Source organism: Oceanospirillum sp., from assembly GCF_048265165.1.
In the GTDB taxonomy this organism is placed as follows: Bacteria; Pseudomonadota; Gammaproteobacteria; order Pseudomonadales; family Halomonadaceae; genus Oceanospirillum.
Genome location: NZ_JBLXCD010000003.1, coordinates 112,530 through 130,852, shown reverse-complemented (window position 1 = coordinate 130,852; position 18,323 = coordinate 112,530). Strand labels below are relative to the sequence as shown.

Sequence of the window (18,323 nt, the reverse complement as noted above, 5' to 3'; positions counted from 1 at the left end):
ATAACGAGGGCTTATTGAGGTGAATTATCTGGCACACGCTTTTCTTGCCCGCGAGAAGGGAGAGGCCTTCCGCTTAGGTAATCTGATGGCGGATCATATCAAGGGCCCGGTAGATAGAGTGCTGGACTTTCTACCCCTGGGTCACTCGGATCTTCTTGCAGAAGAGTTGCTGGCTGGCATCCGTTACCACCGCTTTATTGACCATACGGTTGATCATTCACCCCTTGTCAGCGAGCTGCGGGAGCAGTTTTCTAAAGAGTATCGCCGCTATGCTGGTATCGTTCTGGATATGGCCTGGGACTATCATCTGGCCCGCTCATGGGTAGCCTATTCTGATCTACCTCTGTCGGTGTTTGCGTCTCACCAATATCAGCTTCTGACCCGATACCGTGATCTGCAGCCCGATTCTATGCAGCATATGGTGCGCTATATGGTAAAAAATGACTGGCTGGTTTCTTATGCAAAGGCTGATCACATACGCCGGTCATTGGCAGGTATGTCACAGCGGATGCGACGAGAAAACAAGTTGGCCGAAGCTTTTATTGAGATTCCAAGGCTTGAGGCAGAGTTGAGCAAGGCCTTTCCCTTGCTTATGGGTAATTTGTTACGCCAGAGTTTCGGCCAATAAAAAAGGGAAGCAGCGCTTCCCTTTTTTGTTATCCCGCAAGGTTATCATTGCGGAATAACACTCTCGTACAATTTGGCCCTGTTACATATTTGGATAGTTCGGACCACCGGCACCTTCCGGTGTTACCCAGGTGATGTTCTGGGAAGGGTCTTTAATATCACAGGTTTTACAGTGTACGCAGTTCTGTGAGTTGATCTGGAAACGGTCATCACCGGTTTCCTCATCTTTCACTACTTCGTAAACACCAGCAGGGCAGAAACGCTGTGCAGGCTCAGCCCACTTCGGCAGGTTAACCTGCAGAGGAATGGCGTCGTCTTTTAGCTTCAGGTGACATGGCTGATCTTCTTCATGGTTGGTGTTCGACAGGAACACAGAAGACAGTTTGTCGAAACTCAGCACACCATCCGGCTTCGGATAATCAATTGGCTGAAAGTCAGCTGCAGGCTTCAGCATGGCGTAATCTTCATGGGTGTCATGCAGGTTCACTGGAATGCCGAACAGATTCTGATCGATAAAGTTGAAGGCACCACCCAGCATAGGGCCGAATTTATGCATTGCCGGGCCGAAGTTACGGGTTGCGTATAACTCTTTAAACGCCCAAGACTGCTCCCAAGCAGCGGTGTAAGCTGTTAAGTCTTGACCGCCTTCATCACCACCTTTGATTGTTTCAAAAATGCTTTCTGCGGCAATCATGCCGGATTTCATAGCCGTATGGGTGCCCTTGATCTTAGAGAAGTTCAGGGTGCCTGCATCACAACCGATCAGAATACCGCCGGGGAAGGTCATTTTAGGCAGGCAGTTGTAACCACCTTTTGTGATGGCTCGGGCTCCGTAAGAGACGCGCTTACCACCTTCCAGATGTTGCTTCAGTTCCGGGTGGTGCTTCATTCGCTGAAATTCATCGAATGGGCTCAGGTATGGGTTGTCATAGTTCAGGTCAGTGATCAGGCCAACCACGACCTGATTGTCCTCCGCGTGGTAAAGGAAGAAACCACCGCTGGCGCCGTTTTCAGTCAGTGGCCAGCCGGAGCCATGTACAACAAGACCCGGTTGGTGCTTCGCCGGGTCGATATCCCAAAGCTCTTTGATACCGATGCCGTAGTGCTGGGCATCTTTACCTTCATCCAGTTTGAATTGACTGATTAGTTGCTTACCTAAATGGCCACGGCTACCTTCAGAGAAAATGGTATATTTAGCACGCAGTTCCATGCCGGGCATATACATGCCAGGTTTTTCACTGCCATCTTCCGCAACACCCATGTCACCGGTGATAACACCTTTAACGACACCATCTTCGATCAGGGGCTCTGCAGCAGCAAAGCCCGGAAAAATCTCAACGCCTAACGTCTCAGCCTGGGTTGCCAGCCAGCGGCAAACGTTACCCAGAGAGGCGATGTAATTACCATCATTGTGCATATTTTTAGGCACGATAGCATTCGGGAAAGTCTTAGCACTATTACTGTCCTTCAGCATAACGACCTGATCTTTAGTCACTGCTGTTAAGAGAGGTGCTTCTTTCTCTTTCCAGTCAGGAATCAGTTCGTTTAAAGCTGTAGGCTCGATAACAGCACCGGACAGAATATGGGCGCCCACTTCAGAGCCCTTTTCTACCACGCAAACTGTAAGCTCCTGACTGGCGTCGTTCGCCTGTTGCATCAGACGAATTGCCGCCGAAAGGCCTGCCGGGCCTGCGCCAACGATTACAACATCGAACTCCATCGCTTCTCTTTCCACGATACACTCCTCAAACAGCGTAGTGCGCCTGTGTAGCTGCGCGCCGGGGGGCGCAGTAAACTCGGTAAGGCGCATGTAATTATTTTATAGTCTCATTTAAAACGGACGTTTGCTTCTGGTCAACCCTTATTTTAATAGAAGGCAAGTCTCAGGCTGATTACAGGGTGTCCGGACAAGACAGAAAAAACAGTCAATAAATTAAACTGGGTGTTTAATGCGGTGCAGCAAGTATAGCGGCTAAATTGTGACCCGTCAGTTTAGAAAGGAATTTGACCTAAACCCAAAAAATAGTCATTATGGGATTGCGAGTGCAGCAAACGCTCGTTTGAAACGAATTCCGGGAGCACAGCTATTAATTGCAACCCTCCGTGTGCTGAGCTGTGTTGCCAAAAAAATGTGGCAGGATTTATAGCTTATTTCAGAGCCCCTGCCGGCTAAAGCTCGTCACGTTAAGTTATGTAAGAACAAAGAACGAGGAATTTATGAAGGTATTAGTTGCTGTCAAACGAGTCATTGACTACAACGTCAAAATTCGTGTTAAAGCGGACAACTCTGACGTTGATCTGACCAATGTTAAAATGGCGATGAATCCGTTCTGCGAGATTGCAGTGGAAGAAGCGGTTCGTCTGAAAGAGAAAGGTATCGCAACAGAGATCGTTGTTGTATCTGTTGGCCCTAAAACCGCTCAGGAGCAGTTGCGTACTGCGCTGGCATTGGGTGCAGATCGTGCAATCCAGGTTGAGACTGACGAAAAAGTAGACTCTCTGGGTGTCGCTAAAATTCTGGCTAAGCTGGTTGAAGAAGAGCAGCCGGGTCTGGTGGTTCTGGGTAAACAGTCTATCGATTCTGATAACAACCAGACCGGTCAGATGCTGGGCGCGCTGACAGGTATGCCTCAGGGTACGTTTGCTTCTGAAGTTGCTGTTGATGGCGAAAAAGTGAATGTAACCCGTGAGATTGATGGCGGTCTGCAAACGGTTGCACTGAACCTGCCTGCTATCGTGACCACAGACCTGCGTCTGAATGAGCCACGCTATGCGTCTCTGCCAAATATCATGAAAGCCAAGCGTAAGCCACTGGATGTTAAGACTCCGGCTGATCTGGGTGTTGATGTGGCGTCTAAAGTGAAGACCCTAAAAGTTGAGCCACCTGCAGAGCGCAGTGCGGGCGTTAAAGTGGGCAGCGTAGACGAGCTGGTAGAAAAACTGAAAAACGAAGCGAAGGTGATCTGATCATGAGTATCTTAGTCGTAGCTGATCACAACAATGCTGCTCTGATGGGTGCTACTGCAAATACGGTTGCAGCGGCTCAGCAGATCGGTGGTGATATCACTGTACTGGTTGCCGGTAGCAACTGTGGCGCAGCTGCTGAAGAGGCTGCAAAGCTGAACGGCGTAGCAAAAGTGGTTGTTGCGGATAACGCCGCTTATGAGCATCTGCTGGCTGAAAACGTATCTCTGCTGGTTGCTGAGCTTGGTAAAGACTTTACTCACGTTCTGGCACCGGCAACGTCTAACGGCAAGAACATCATGCCGCGTGTTGCTGCGCTACTGGATGTGGCTCAGATCTCTGACATTATTACGGTTGAGTCTGCCGATACCTTTAAGCGTCCTATCTACGCCGGTAACGCGATTGCGACTGTTCAGTCTGATGATGCGATCAAAGTAATCACGGTTCGTGGTACGGGCTTTGATGCAGTGACTGCAGATGGTTCTGCTACTGTTGAATCTCTGGATAACGCACAGGATGCCGGTAAATCTGCATTTGTTGGTGAAGAGCTGGCGAAATCTGATCGTCCTGAGCTGACCGCTGCTAAGGTAGTGATCTCCGGTGGTCGTGGTATGGGTAACGGTGAGAACTTCGAGCTGCTGAACAAGGTTGCTGACAAGCTGGGTGCAGCGGTTGGTGCATCTCGTGCTGCAGTTGATGCAGGCTTTGTACCGAACGATATGCAGGTTGGCCAGACTGGTAAGATTGTAGCGCCTGAGCTGTATATCGCTGTGGGCATCTCCGGTGCGATCCAGCACTTGGCTGGCATGAAAGACTCAAAAGTGATCGTTGCCATCAACAAAGATGAAGAAGCACCGATCTTCCAGGTAGCAGACTACGGTCTGGTGGGTGATCTGTTCGCCGCTCTGCCTGAGCTGGAGGGTAAGCTGTAAATACGGCTTACTTAATAGCTACCTGATAGTTATGTGTTCAATCGCAGGCTTCCCATCATCTGTATATAGGAAGTCGGAACACAGAAAGCCTCCGCAGGATATCCTGTGGAGGTTTTTTTTATGGCTCTGAGTATTAGGCTTCTGCCTGTCTTCAGAACTTGAACTCAGCCCAAACCGGGCAGTGATCTGATGGTTTTTCCATGGCCCGAATCTCATAGTCGATACCGGTATCTGTGCACTTTTGCATCAGGCTGTCCGTTAGCAGCAAGGTATCGATACGAAGTCCACGCTTGGGGTCATCGGCAAAGCCTTTGCTGCGATAATCAAACCAGCTGAACTTGCTGTTATCTTCCGGATGCTGTTCCCGGTAGCTGTCGACTAAACCCCAGCCCAGCAAGCGATCAAACCATTCACGCTCTTCCGGCTGGAAGCTGGTTTTTCCGGTGCGTAACCAGCGTTTGGCGTTCTGCTCACCAATACCGATATCCCAGTCTGTGGAGGAGATATTAAAGTCACCCATCACCACGACCTGTTGATCCTTGTTGTATTCGCTTTCCAGCAGGTTTTGCAGATCCGCATAGAACTTACGCTTGGCCGGATATTTTGTTTCGTGCTTGATGTTTTCACCCTGAGGGAAGTAGCCGTTCATCACGGTCACCACAGAGCCATCGGCAGCCTCATAATCTCCGATAATCATACGGCGTTGGGCATCTTCGTCATCTGTCGGGAAGCCCTTGCGTACTGCAACAGGCTTCTTTTTCGACATCAGTGCGACACCGTAATGGCTTTTCTGGCCGTAGAACTCAACGTGATAACCTGTGGCTTCAATATCTGCTAGTGGAAAGGCGTCATCGTGAACCTTAATCTCCTGCAGACCGATGACATCAGGTTGCAGCTGGTCAATAACCGCCTGAATCTGGTGTAGGCGGGCTCGGATTCCATTGATATTGAAGCTGATAATTTTCACAGTAAAAAATCCTGTTATTTAAAAGAAATTGATGACCTGCTTTTAACTATCGGCTTTTGTCACACCCATACGGGCCAGTTTTTTAGCAGCCTGCTCTTTGCGCTTTTTATCTTTCTTCTTATGGGCGGCAGATTTTGGGCCGACAATGCCTAAGGCGCTCTGTTCTTCACGCCATTTTTTAAAATCTTCTTTTTTTCCGGTGCGGATATTGGCCTTGCCTTTCAGCGAGCGGCTTTTCTTTGAACGGGACATATCAGGCTCACTTTTATCATTGGATAAATGGGTCATTGGCGCAATAAATCTTGCTGGGAAAGGTCTTTTCAGGACGTTTTACGAAAAAAGCGCCAGAGGGCGGGCATTTTAGGACAGAGGCCGTCTGGATACAACGGCCATCTCATTTATCCATGTTGCTTTAATTTGACAGCTTGTCAGTAATGTCGAAGAGAGTAGGCTAAAACCCACTCTCTTCTGCAATTGCCGCAGGCTGCATTCAGGTTAGGAGATCCAGGTGAGATGGTTATCCCAGTGAATGCCTGCAAAGCTCTGTTGCCAGATTTTTTTACCACTCCCGGCATCAAAGGCGGCAAGGTCACCATTGCCACTACTGACATAGTAGATCGGAAGCTCAGGGTGCGCACAGGTTCCGGCACAATCCGTAAGCTTTTGTGTCTTAATCAGCCTGCCGGTTGAGCGTTGCCAAAAGGTAACAGAGTTATCACGGGGTGCTGTGATACAGACCGTGTCACTGGTCCTGTGGCAACTCACGCTGGCAATATATCCCCTGAGCTGAGGCCAGAGGGTGTTTGCCGCTTCAACTGGCTTCAGGCTGGGATTCCCCATTCGATGGCTGAAAATCAGATTTTGGCTTTCAAAAACCTCCCCCTGATATTGCGCACCGACCCAAACCTGACCATCGACAGCCACATCCAAATGGCGTAATGACAGCTGATGATGTGGCGGCTCTATCTGCTCCAGCAGTTCACCATTGCCATTGATATAGCTAATGTTGGGCTGCATGGTCTCAGGGTTTAGCTTAATGCGTGGATAGTCCGGGTGTGTTTCTATGCCGCCATTTGCAATCACCATAATGGGGTGAGCTTTGCTTTCAGTGTTAGTCAGGGGCAAAAAGGCGATCTGATGAGGTCCAACGCCATGACTATCCCACTCCGCTACCTTTTTGAAGTTATTTTGTGGATCATATCGCCCGATAGCACCACGCACTGCGTCATAGTCATTCTCCGGGGCGTAGAACCAGCGCCCATCCGGAGTAAACAGGCCATGACCATAGAAGTGTCGCCCTTCATCAGCATTCACAAAATAGCTTTGTCCACTTTTGATATCTTCTATCAGTAATTGAGCGTCAGGCCTGCGGGCAACAGAAACCAGAAAACGACCATCGGGTGAAGCTACCGCCTGGTGACCACGCCAGCCGCTTTTCTGCATATTAGGCTGGCTCCCTTGCAGAGTCAGCAGTTGATGGCCTGCTGTATCTGTCTTAACGCTACTGGCCAGGTGCAGAGTTTGGGGGCTTTTTTCCGATGGAGTAGCGGCGAGGAGTGGCCTAGCGCTGCCAAGGAAAAAGCTACTGCCCAGCAACAAGCTGCTACTTGCGCTTTGCAGAAAATGCCTTCTGCTAACGGTGATAGTATCTTTGGAGATGTCATCGGGCATATCAGTCACCATCGGCGGAGTTAAAGCGCTGTGCCAACTGAAAATGAGGCAGTGGTTTTTTCAGTGCCCGTTCAAGCTTTTTAATCTGAAGGTTAAGCGCCGTGGCTGCAGTTTTGCCGTCCATAGTCTGATAGGCCTCTGTGCCCATTTTTGTCAATGCCTTCAGCTGACTTTGTGTTTGCCCGAAAGCATCTTTGATGGCATCAGCTTCATCGGCAAAACCTAAATGACGCAGTAACAGATCCGGGCCGTTCACCGGTTGTGTCTGGCCCTGCACCGTCAGACCGAGATAGTAGTCTTCGATCTGGTCCAGGTTGGTTTTCAGGCTAACCAGTCCCTGGCCACTGCGCCAGTTTTCTGCCAGGTAAGGATTTGGCTGCGCATCGGCATCATTTAGTCGAAAGGGCTTGTAGAGTTTGTACTTGGCCATCTGTTCAAGGATTTGAGCCAGACCATCCACAAGATAGCCTGTGGCTTGTTTGGTACTGGCGAAGGTGTCATTACCCAGTGCGGCATCATGCCAGTGACTCAGAAACTCACTTTGTTGCCAACGGGTTAACATTGCCGTAGCGTTTTCCTGACTTTTATATGTGATAGCCATTAACAGATGGCAGCTATCTGCAGGTGTTGAGTGTTTCAGGTGTTTGGGGTCAAACAGCAGATACTCACTGGCGGTCAGGCCCTGTAGCGCAATACCGCCATTTTTCAGTTCAGCCTGATCACCCTGTTTTAAAAGCGCACGGGCTTTACGTTCAACCAGGTTTTTCTTATCAGGCCAAAAGCTGATATTCAGGCGGGTAGTGACATCATTATTCGGCCCTAATGGGAAGACCTGTAGCTTTTGCCATTGCTGATAGCTATTGCGCCATTGCTCTTGCAGAGCCGGTAAGGATGACCAGTCCTGTAACGATGCATGGTTTTGCTGCCCAGGGGATGTACAGACTTTTTGTACCGTCTGATTGAGGCGGGTACTCAGGCCGATGAACTCCTGCATTTGTTGCAGTTGTGTCTGTTCAACGGAGTGTGTGTAAGCATCGTAATTAAATGCGGGTTTTTCTGCGGCCTGCATTGATGCACTGTACAGAAGGACAAGCGCAGAACCCAGGTTCTGCGAGAGTCGAAGTAGGTTGAATGGGTATAACATTAAAGAGACTCCAGAAACTGTAACAGTTGTTGGCGTTGGTCGTTATCAAGTGCCATATAATGATTACGGGGTATTTCGGCTTCGCCTCCGTGCCATAGAATCGCTTCTTCGAGGGTGCGGGCCCGCCCATCATGCAGGTAGTTTTCCTGGCCCGTGACGACTTTGTTTACGCCGACTCCCCACAGTGGTGCGGTACGCCATTCCCGGCCATTAGCCAGATATTCCGGGCGATTATCGGCTAATCCTTCTCCCATGTCATGCAGTAAGAGATCAGTAAATGGACGGATTTTCTGGTTTGATAACTCAGGTCTGTCAGAGGCTTTTCCAGTTGTCCAGTGCTCAACATGACATTGATTACAGCCTGCATCCTTAAAGTGCTGATAGCCCTGCTGTACCGCTTCAGATTCGCCTGCGCGCTGCATCGGAACAGCCAGGTGCTGGGTGTAGAAGGTTACATGGTTCAGTGTTTTATCCGGTACTTCCGGAGTACCACCGGATACGCTCTTTTCACAGGGTTGGCTGCTGGTGCAGTCTGTGTCCGGATGCAGTGAAGTGGTTAGCCCCATATCACCGGCAAAAGCACCGGAGTTTTGCTGTTTTAGGGTTGGCTCAGCGGCTTTCCAGCCAAAGCGACCCAGAGCGGTTGCTTGCTTCTGTCTATCCCAGACATAGTTTGCTTTACCGGAAATACCATCATTATTACTGTCATCAGGGTCGGCGTTAGCCAGAATATCCTGCTCGGAAACCAGCTCCAAAAGCCCAAGACCGACCATCAGTGGAGCAATCCGTGGAGACATATGCAAGCCTGGGGTAGGTTGACCGTAAGCCGGGTTGATCAGTTCGTAATGAGGCACCTGTAGCTCGGTCTGGTGGCCATCCGGATACGTCACTGTTTTGGTGGTATAGGTGAGTTTCATTTCACCTTCCGGTGTGATTCCCGGCGTTGCCATGTTTTGTAGCTGTCCGCCATAAACCGGATCCGGTAGTGGGCCATATTTGGCTTGCTGCTGTTTGTCGGCTTCCGTGAGTGCTGGGCGGCTCAGTCGGAGAAACAGGCTGACAGCTTGGCCGGTCATCGCATCACGGTCTGGGTTGTATGCAGGGACATGACCCCGGCCATCTTTCAGGTGACAGTTTTGACAGGCATTGGTATTGATTAAAGGACCAAGGCCATCCCTTGCTGTCGTACTGGCCGGTGCCATGACCCAAGGGGCTTTAAAAAAGCTGTTGCCAACTTTAAAGTCCAGCTGACGCAGTGGCGATAGATTCGCAGAGGGGCGCGAGAAGGCGTTACGGTCACTTTGGTTAACACTGGTCATACCGCCTAAGCGAGGGTTTTGCGGTTCTGCATGGGCCGCCGGACTAGAGGCTAATACCAGTAATAAGCTGCCTGCCAGAAATGTGGTTGAGGTTGTTGAATTATTTGCCAGTAGGCCTGTTTTAGCGGGATATTTGAATTTGCTGTACAGGTCTTGAATTTTGATCTGAATCATTTTTTTCGGTCTCTGAAAACGCACAAACGACCCGGAGGTCGTTTGTGGTAAATCCTGTAAATACAGCTTAGATTAGAATTCGTGATCAGCTGTGTCAGGGTTTAGAGCGTCAACGCCCAGTGTGCCAGCAATCTGCTCAATATAACGGGTTTGCTGTACTAAGGTATTGATAGTGCTGGTCAGCAATTGCTCACCTTGTTTGTTGCCCGGTGCGATCATCATATCAAATTTGATCTGTTGCGGGCCTTCTGCAAGATCAACAACATTCTGTAATGTACGCTGAGTTTGTGATAGTTGTTGGCGCAGAGCCGTATCCAGAGGGTGGTTCTGCTGTTGAACCAGATCACTCAGGCTGGTGCCGTTTACAACAGATCCGTCAACCCGGGTGTATTTACCCAGATAAACGTTCTGAACACCTTTTGCATTAAAGAAATGGGAGTAGTGAGTGTTATCAGAGAAACAATCGTGCTCATCTTCTGTGGAGTTCGCTTCCATCGCAACCTTGATGCGTTCACCTGCCAGCTCACCCAGAGATAGGCTACCCATGCCGTACAGCATTTTACGCAATCCCTGATCAGCCGGTTCGGACATCAGTGTTGCACGGTAGTTACCAGACTCGTCAGCATCCCACTGCTGGCGCATCCAATCCAGGTCGGCAACCAGCAGGTCAACGGCTGCTTTCAGATATGCACCCCGGCGGTCACAGTGACCACCTGTGCAGCCAGCACCTTGAACATAATCTGTGTAAGGGCGCTCACCTGCGCCGGTACGAGTGCCATTCAGATCCTGGCCCCAAAGCAGAAACTCGATTGCGTGATAACCTGTTGCTACGTTCGCTTCGGAACCGCCCAGCTCATTGATGTTCGCCAGTTTGTCAGGTGTGATGTCACCGAAGTTAATTGTATCGGAACCGATCTGAACCTGGCTGTTAGCAATGATGTTCAGTTCTGCACCGGGATTGCCAAGCTCGTGCTGGTAGTAGCTGTCGTCAACGTAGTCGATCAGACCTTCATCAAGAGGCCAGGCATTCAGCTGCCCTTCCCAGTCATCGACGATAGCGTTACCAAAGCGGAAGACTTCACTTTGTTGGTAAGGTTCCCGGGCGATTTTCCATTTGCCCTTCAGCTCTTCAAGGCCTGTTGCACTAGGCTCGGCCAGAAACATGTCAACAGACTTCTGCAGTTCAACTGCTGTCAGGTAGGCATCATCAAAAGTGGCATAGGCAACATCAGCATAAGTTTTAACAACCTGCTGCTCCTGAGTCAGGTTGTTCTCTGCAGATGGCATCAGGCTACAGCCAGAAATGCCAGCGGCCAGTGCAACGGCAAGAGCCAGTGTACGTTTTTGCATCGTATTCCCTTTGCATCGATAGTTAGTTTTAATTCGGATGGTGTTGTCTATTAAAATACAAATGAGAAGTCTTATCAATACATTATATAAATAAGAATTGATGTTGTTTGCTATTTGTGAAGAAACTTACCTTAGAGGATGCAATGCACAAATTACTGAATCAGGTATGATCAGCACTTCTGGAATATAAGGAGCGCTCATGGATCAGTTTGCTATATTAATCTTAGATGTGGTGGTGATCGGCCTTGGACTTTTACTGTTGGCGGGTATTGTGACTGTTGGGGTGATGTATTACGTCGACAAACACCAGACGCAGCACACCATTCGTCGGAATTTTCCGGTTTTGGGACGTTTTCGCTATTTCTTTGAATATATTGGGGAATTTTTCCGCCAGTACTTTTTTGCTATGGATCGGGAAGAGTTACCCTTCAATCGTGCACAGCGAAGTTGGGCTTACCGGGCGGCAAAAAATGTTGATAATACCGTCGCCTTTGGTTCCAGCCGGGATATCCATAAACCGGGTGCTGTCATTTTTCTGAATACGCCTTATCCAACACTGAAAGAAGATGCGGTGGAGTCACCGCCGCTCCAGGTGGGTATGTACTGCGAAAAACCTTTTTATGCTAAATCCATCGTTAATATTTCCGGCATGAGCTTTGGTGCGCTGTCTCGCCCTGCAGTTGAAGCGTTGTCAGCAGGTGCTCAGGTAGCAGGTTGCTGGATGAATACCGGTGAGGGCGGGTTATCTCCTTATCATCTTTCCGGAGGCTGCGATATTGTCTTTCAGATCGGTACGGCTAAATATGGGGTTCGTGATGAACATGGTCAGCTTAGCGATGTAAAGCTTAAGAAGATTGCTGGAATTGACCAGGTTCGTATGTTTGAAATCAAACTGAGCCAGGGTGCGAAGCCGGGTAAAGGCGGTATTCTTCCCGGAGAAAAGGTAACACCAGAAATTGCAGAGATCCGGGGGATTAAGGCTGGTGAGGATTCGATTAGCCCTAATCGCCATCCCGATATTAATAGCCCGTCTCATCTTTTAGATATGATAGACCGGGTACGGAGTGTGACGGGTAAGCCTGTGGGCATTAAATTTGTCTTAGGCAGCCACGCCTGGCTGGATGAACTTTTTGCCGAAATTAATCACAGAGGTGAGGAGAGTGCTCCGGATTTTATCACTCTGGATGGTGCTGAGGGGGGAACCGGTGCAGCCCCTATGCCATTAATGGATAGTGTTGGCCTTTCTCTGAAGGAGAGTCTGCCATTGGTGGTGGATATGCTGAAGGCCTTTGGCTTACGGGACCGGGTGAGGGTTATCGCATCCGGCAAGCTGATTAACCCAACAGATGTGGCCTGGGCTATTGCCGTTGGTGCGGACTTTACGGTGACAGCGCGAGGGTTTATGTTTGCGCTGGGCTGTATTCAGGCACTGCAGTGTAACAGGAATACCTGCCCATCGGGTGTGACAACCCATGACCCGGATCTGCAGGAGGGATTAAATCCTCAGGATAAATCTGTCCGTGTTGCCAGTTACCACCAGCACCTTATCAATGAAGTTGGTGTGATTGCTCACTCCTGTGGTGCCCGAGAACCTCGTGAGCTTCGCCGTCACCATAGCCAGATGGTAACGGCCTCGGGTCTATCTGAGAATCTGGCGGTGCTTTATCCGGGGAATTATGTACCACTGAGGGAAAAAGCAGATTAGAGTCTGCACTTTTAAATGGATAAAAATCCCTCAGGGTTCTAATAAATTTTTACTTATATGTTGCTCTGACAGCTGTTTTTTTGCAGAAAAAAATGTGTCGGAGCGTAAAAACTGAGACAATACGTCAAACGGCGAATAGATTAATGACAAAGCCCTGATGCGTTCAGGGTTTCAGGAGCAGAAAAACCCGTGTCAAACCCATCCGAAAATCAGAAAGTTTCCGAATCAAATAACGAACAACAGCGTAATGAATCCAGGGCTAAATCCGCCAATGCCAAGCGAAGCCATAAGCGCCGTCGCCGCCCGCCATTCAAAAAGAAAAAACCAACGAATAACTGGGATCTCTCTCAGTTTGTGGTACCGGAAGTAGAAGGCCAGCATCGTTTCCATGATTTTGACCTGCCATTGCCACTGATGCGCTCAATTCATGAAGCTGGCTTTGAGTATTGCACGCCAATTCAAGGGCAGTCGCTGGAACATACCCTGTTGGGCAAAGATATGATTGGTAAAGCTCAGACCGGTACCGGAAAAACGGCGGCTTTCCTAATCAGTATTCTGAGCTACTTCCTGGAAGAGGAAGGGCCAGGTCTGCAAAAAAATGGTGCACCTCGGGCTCTGATCATCGCGCCAACCCGTGAGCTGGTTATGCAGATTGCGAAAGATGCTCACCAGCTGAACACGCACTGTGGCTTTAACGTGGTCTCTATCGTGGGTGGTATGGATTACCAAAAACAGCGTGATCAGCTGAAAGGCCAGATCGACATTATGGTGGCAACACCGGGTCGTCTGCTGGACTTCCATCAGAAACGTGACCTGGATCTGCGTGAAGTGGAAGTGCTGGTTCTGGATGAAGCAGATCGCATGCTGAGTATGGGCTTTATCCCGGATGTGAAGCGTATCATTCGAGCTACACCGAAGAAGGAAGAGCGCCAGACCTTCCTGTTCAGTGCGACCTACCCGCAGGATGTGGAAAACCTTGCGGATATGTGGACCTATGAGCCGGTTCGTATTGAGATCGAGTCTGAAGAGCAAACCAACGTTAACGTAGAACAGCACGCTTACATTGTTGCGGATTCTGATAAAGAGAAGCTACTGATCAGCCTGATGCGGAAAGAGGGTTGGGATCGGGTGATTGTATTTGCTAACCGCCGTGACCGTGTGCGTGACCTGTGCGATCAGCTGAAAAAAGCCGGTGTTAGTGTCGCGATGCTATCCGGTGAAGTGGAGCAACGTAAGCGTATCTCTACACTGGAGAAATTCCGGGACGGTTCTATTCAGGTATTGGTCGCAACAGATGTGGCCGGTCGTGGTATCCATATTGATGACGTAAGCCACGTGGTGAACTTTACCTTGCCGGACGACCCGGAAGATTATGTACACCGTATCGGTCGTACAGGTCGTGCCGGATCCCTGGGAGTATCCATCAGCTTTATCGGTGAAGAGGATGCTTTTGTGCTGCCGGATATCGAAGAGTTTATCGGTAAGAAAATTGAGAGTCAGCAACCGGATATCAGCCTGATTGATAATGGTTGAGTAGAGGTCTCTCTCTGTTCAGATGAAAACCGGGGCTTAGTCTCCGGTTTTTTTATCTCAATTTTTTATCCTGCTGTTTTTATTCTGTTATTGAACTGAAACGGGTGACTCCGTGCTTATTTTTCCCTAACACTTACCCCTGGAAACTTGCTAGAGTTGGGGTGTAGGCCTGACGTATTAATACACGATTTAATTAAAGTAAGTGCGATAACTAAAGTAAGTGCGATAACAATAAATGAGGCAACCTCTATGCTGTTAAGTGAAGCGCAACATCAGGAAATTAATGTATTACTCCAGTTTAATCTCAGTTCTATGCAGGAGGGAATTAAGGTTCATTCCAACGCCGAACCGGATCTGATTGCAGCAACCTGCCGTTTGTTTGAAAAAGGTCTTATTACTCAGGAGGATGGTGGTTATCTGACCTCACTTGGGCATACGGCGACAGAGCATGCTCAGGCATTGAAAACGATACTTTCTGCAGCTGAAGCTGAGCTTCAGGGGTAATCGTCTCTGATAAACAAGGTGGCCGATTCACTGGCTGCCTTCAGCCTTTCTTTGAATAAGCTGTTACCGCAGAGTGCCATCGGGTAAAATTGTTGCCTTATCGAAAAGAGGCCAGCATGCTTACCGACGCCATCAAATCTGATATCCAGACTGCCTATTCTACTTTCCTGAAAAACCGTGAGTTGAGGGCCCGACAAGGGCAGCGTCTTATGGTGGCTCAAATCGCCCGCACATTGGGTAACATCCAGACTGCGTCAGATGGCATACGCACATCAGGCCCTCATATCTGCGCCATTGAGGCCGGTACAGGTACCGGTAAAACTCTGGCTTATCTGGTGTCATCACTACCGGTAGCGAAAGAGCGCGACAAGCGCATTGTCGTATCCACCGCAACCGTGGCATTACAGGAGCAGCTGATCTTTAAAGATTTGCCGGACCTGCAAACCTATGCTGAAATTCAGTTTAAATATGCTCTGGCAAAAGGTCGCAGCCGTTATCTGTGTCTAAGCAGGCTTGAGCAGGCCTTAGAAGATGCTAACGGCGTTGACCCTGCCCAGAGTACGCTTTCTCTGTTTGATGAGTTTCTCCAGACCAATACATCAAAAGAAGCGACTGCACTTTATCAGGAGATGGCCCAGCATTATTTGTCCGGCAAATGGGAAGGTGACAGAGATAGCTGGAAGGACTCCCTTGAAGAGCCAGTTTGGCGGCGCATTACCACGGACCATAACCAGTGCACTAATCGTCGCTGCAGCAACTTTAGTAGCTGTGCCTTCTTCAAAGCTCGTAACGAACTGGATGATGCAGATATTATCGTGGCGAATCACGATCTGGTGCTGGCGGATCTCTCCCTTGGCGGCGGTATTGTGCTGCCAGACCCTCAGGATACCATTTATATTTTTGACGAAGGCCACCACTTGCCGGATAAAGCAATTGATCATTTTGCCGGAAGCTTCCGTGTGAACGCTTCTCTGCAGTGGTTACGGTTGCTGAAAAAATCACTGCCGGACCTGAACAGTGAATTGGGACAGGACCCTCTGATTGTGAAACAGCTGAATCAGCTGCCGGAAATTCTGAATAATCTTGAGGTGGAGCTGGCCGAGTGTTATCGCCAGTTGCACGAAATCACTCAGTTCTCACCGGAGAACATGGATCGGGATATTCGCCCGGTTCATCGTTTTGAGAAAGGGGTTGTCCCGGAAGTACTCGTTCAGAGTGCTTTGAATCTGAAGATAAGCTTTGCCAGCTTGTGCCAGAAACTTGAGATTATGGTTAAGCAGCTTAAAGATGCCATGGACCCGGAAACCTCCGGCCCTTTAGGTCGGGAAGAGGGAGAGCAATGGCTGCCGCTGGCGACCATGCTGCATAGTCGGTCAGTGGCTGCCTGGGAGCTTTGGGGGATGTATGCCACGCCCCAGGCAGAGGACGTTATGCCGATTGCACGCTGGATTACGTTGCAGAATCAGCAGGTGGATATTGATCTGGAAGTTTCCTGCAGTCCGATCAGTGCTGCAGGCACGTTAGCTCGAAACCTCTGGCAGCCCTGCTTTGGGGCAGTACTTTCATCCGCTACTCTGACAGCTTTGGGAAGCTTTGAGCGCATCCGTACCCGTGCAGGACTACCAGAGGATGCGGATTGTCTTGTTGTACCTAGTCCGTTTGATTTTGCCTCCAACGGTATTTTGGAGCTGCCGGAAGAGGCTTGCGACCCAACTCAGGCCGATGTCCATACCGGTCAGATTGTCAGCTTTATCAAAAACAGAGTGTCTACTGATGAAGGTACTTTGGTACTTTTCTCTTCCCGTCGCCAGATGCGGGATGTGCTGGATAAGATGCCCGCCAGTTTAGTGAATACGATTCTGGTTCAGGGTGATCTGACTAAGCAGGTGCTGTTGGAGCGGCACCGTAGTCGTGTTGATAAAGATGAAGGCAGTATTATTTTTGGCCTTGCCAGTTTCGCTGAAGGTATCGATCTGCCCGGAAAATATCTTTCCCATGTCGTGATTACCCGTATTCCATTCTCAGTGCCGGATGATCCTGTGGAAAAGACTCTGTCTGAGTGGATCGAAGCGAAAGGTGGCAACCCCTTCCTGCAGATCACTGTTCCGGATGCCTCAATTCGGTTGGTGCAAGCAGTCGGGCGTTTGCTGAGAACGGAGACGGATACCGGCAAGATCTCGTTATTAGATCGCCGGGTGCAGACTAAGCGCTATGGCAAACAAATTTTAAATAGTTTGCCGCCTTTCAGACGGGCGTTTTAAATCCACTAAAATGCTCTAACTAGGGAATTCCCTTGGGTTTTTTAGGGTTTGAAATAGTATTTCCTTCGGTATTTTCGACCTATGATATGCCCCACATGGAGGTGATGTGGGGTATGGTCGGCATGGAAGCTGACTATCTGCTTGGCTAAACACATATCCTGAGTGAGTTGTATAGAAATAACTCCGGTTACATCTGAATAAAAGCGGAACCTGTCTGTTTACCACGTTTTATCCTGCCCAGCATTCTGAATGCATTTGATCTGACGCTCGTAGGTCAACCGTATTTATTTTTTAACCTTGAGCTTTTCCTTTTACTGTTTATACCCCGCTCCATTGGACGAGGGCTGATGCGTCCATTACTAATGGATGCGTTCATTGCTAATCGGAGAGTACCTTCAGGGTTAATGGGAGAGTACCTTCAGGCCGATTAGAACCATAGCGCCACCCAGTAAGCGGTCGATCCAGTGACTAACCTGTTTGAACCGCTGGTTAATGCTTGGTGTTGATAGCAGGAAAATGACCAGTGCAAACCAGCCAGCGTGAACAGCTGCAATACAGGCAGCATAGATCACCAAGTGCTGCACAGGCATATTCGGTGATAACACTAAAGTAAACAAAGTCACATAGTACACAGGGGCTTTTGGATTCAGAATATCGCAGATAAAACCCGCTTTGAAAATTTTTCGGTAAGCCCCCGATGACTCCGCACTAATATTGATATGACAGCCCTGCTCATCAGTTGCAGGCTTAGCCCGCAAGCCTTTTATACCCAAATAGATCAGATAACTGCCCCCAAGAACCTGAATAGCCAGCAGTGCTTTCGGCGAGCCCGCCAATATAGCAGCTAGGCCCATAGCGGAATAAAGAATATGAATACCCAGACCCGATAGCGTCCCGGCTAATGAAACAAAGCCTGCTTTACGCCCCTTGGTCAGGGTTTCTTTGGATATCAGCATAAACTCTGGTCCAGGTGAGACCGTGGCAATAAAGTGGACCACCAAAAGAGTTAATACACTGCTGAACAGTCCGGTATTAATTTGCGGAACATCGCTGATGATTTGGGGTAATGCCACTGTTTTTTTCCTATTGTTGATTGAGGTAATAAGAGGGTGATGTGTGTGTTGCCATCCTCCGGATGGGAAGGTAGCCATAGGAGAAAGTCTATCTGAATT

15 protein-coding genes are annotated in these 18,323 nt (G+C 49.2%); 7 read left to right on the top strand and 8 right to left on the bottom strand.

What is annotated here, in order from left to right; translation table 11 throughout:
* Positions 1–19: 19 nt before the first annotated feature.
* Positions 20–628 (top strand): ACP phosphodiesterase, encoded by a 609-nt coding sequence (locus ACN0R8_RS07590; RefSeq protein WP_417596486.1) that lies wholly within the window; start codon positions 20–22, stop codon positions 626–628.
* 81 nt (positions 629–709) lie between these two features.
* On the opposite strand, the gene ACN0R8_RS07585 is transcribed toward ACN0R8_RS07590, so the two are convergent.
* A complete protein-coding gene (locus tag ACN0R8_RS07585) occupies positions 710–2,347 on the bottom strand; it encodes an electron transfer flavoprotein-ubiquinone oxidoreductase (RefSeq protein ID WP_417596849.1) in 1,638 nt (545 codons plus the stop codon).
* Between the two features lie 497 nt (positions 2,348–2,844).
* On the opposite strand from ACN0R8_RS07585, the gene ACN0R8_RS07580 reads away from it, so the two are divergent.
* Together ACN0R8_RS07580 and ACN0R8_RS07575 are read left to right on the top strand one after the other, a co-directional pair.
* Positions 2,845–3,594: an electron transfer flavoprotein subunit beta/FixA family protein gene (locus ACN0R8_RS07580; RefSeq protein WP_417596485.1), complete on the top strand. Its 750-nt coding sequence runs from the start codon at positions 2,845–2,847 to the stop codon at positions 3,592–3,594.
* 2 nt (positions 3,595–3,596) lie between these two features.
* Entirely contained in the window at positions 3,597–4,523 is a 927-nt protein-coding gene (locus tag ACN0R8_RS07575) for an electron transfer flavoprotein subunit alpha/FixB family protein (RefSeq protein WP_417596484.1), read from the top strand.
* Between the two features lie 151 nt (positions 4,524–4,674).
* On the opposite strand, the gene xthA is transcribed toward ACN0R8_RS07575, so the two are convergent.
* From xthA to ACN0R8_RS07545, 6 genes are all read right to left on the bottom strand, one after another.
* The gene (gene xthA / locus ACN0R8_RS07570; RefSeq protein WP_417596483.1) at positions 4,675–5,490 is read right to left on the bottom strand and encodes an exodeoxyribonuclease III; all 816 of its coding nucleotides are present in this window, start codon (positions 5,488–5,490) and stop codon (positions 4,675–4,677) included.
* A gap of 42 nt (positions 5,491–5,532) precedes the next feature.
* A complete protein-coding gene (locus ACN0R8_RS07565; RefSeq protein WP_417596482.1) occupies positions 5,533–5,742 on the bottom strand; it encodes a hypothetical protein in 210 nt (69 codons plus the stop codon).
* 243 nt (positions 5,743–5,985) lie between these two features.
* Positions 5,986–7,161, bottom strand: coding sequence for a DUF1513 domain-containing protein (locus ACN0R8_RS07560; protein WP_417596481.1), 1,176 nt, complete (start codon positions 7,159–7,161; stop codon positions 5,986–5,988).
* 1 nt (position 7,162) lies between these two features.
* A complete protein-coding gene (locus ACN0R8_RS07555) occupies positions 7,163–8,305 on the bottom strand; it encodes an imelysin family protein (RefSeq protein ID WP_417596480.1) in 1,143 nt (380 codons plus the stop codon).
* On the bottom strand, positions 8,305–9,798 hold the full coding sequence (locus ACN0R8_RS07550; RefSeq protein WP_417596479.1) for a di-heme oxidoredictase family protein: 1,494 nt from the start codon (positions 9,796–9,798) through the stop codon (positions 8,305–8,307). Before ACN0R8_RS07550 ends, ACN0R8_RS07555 begins: the two co-directional genes overlap by 1 nt.
* Positions 9,799–9,870: 72 nt before the next feature.
* On the bottom strand, positions 9,871–11,148 hold the full coding sequence (locus ACN0R8_RS07545; protein WP_417596478.1) for an imelysin family protein: 1,278 nt from the start codon (positions 11,146–11,148) through the stop codon (positions 9,871–9,873).
* 199 nt (positions 11,149–11,347) lie between these two features.
* On the opposite strand from ACN0R8_RS07545, the gene ACN0R8_RS07540 reads away from it, so the two are divergent.
* The 4 genes from ACN0R8_RS07540 (at position 11,348) to dinG (ending at position 17,151) form a co-directional block, all read left to right on the top strand.
* A complete protein-coding gene (locus tag ACN0R8_RS07540) occupies positions 11,348–12,853 on the top strand; it encodes an FMN-binding glutamate synthase family protein (protein ID WP_417596477.1) in 1,506 nt (501 codons plus the stop codon).
* A gap of 189 nt (positions 12,854–13,042) precedes the next feature.
* Positions 13,043–14,386: an ATP-dependent RNA helicase RhlB gene (rhlB, locus tag ACN0R8_RS07535; RefSeq protein WP_417596476.1), complete on the top strand. Its 1,344-nt coding sequence runs from the start codon at positions 13,043–13,045 to the stop codon at positions 14,384–14,386.
* Between the two features lie 249 nt (positions 14,387–14,635).
* A complete protein-coding gene (locus ACN0R8_RS07530) occupies positions 14,636–14,890 on the top strand; it encodes a TIGR02647 family protein (RefSeq protein ID WP_077242654.1) in 255 nt (84 codons plus the stop codon).
* 116 nt (positions 14,891–15,006) lie between these two features.
* Positions 15,007–17,151, top strand: a complete 2,145-nt coding sequence (dinG, locus tag ACN0R8_RS07525; RefSeq protein ID WP_417596475.1) for an ATP-dependent DNA helicase DinG — start codon at positions 15,007–15,009, stop codon at positions 17,149–17,151.
* A gap of 401 nt (positions 17,152–17,552) precedes the next feature.
* Here the strand turns inward: dinG and ACN0R8_RS07520 are convergent, their stop codons facing one another.
* The gene (locus ACN0R8_RS07520) at positions 17,553–18,224 is read right to left on the bottom strand and encodes a LysE family translocator (protein WP_417596474.1); all 672 of its coding nucleotides are present in this window, start codon (positions 18,222–18,224) and stop codon (positions 17,553–17,555) included.
* Positions 18,225–18,323 lie beyond the last annotated feature (99 nt).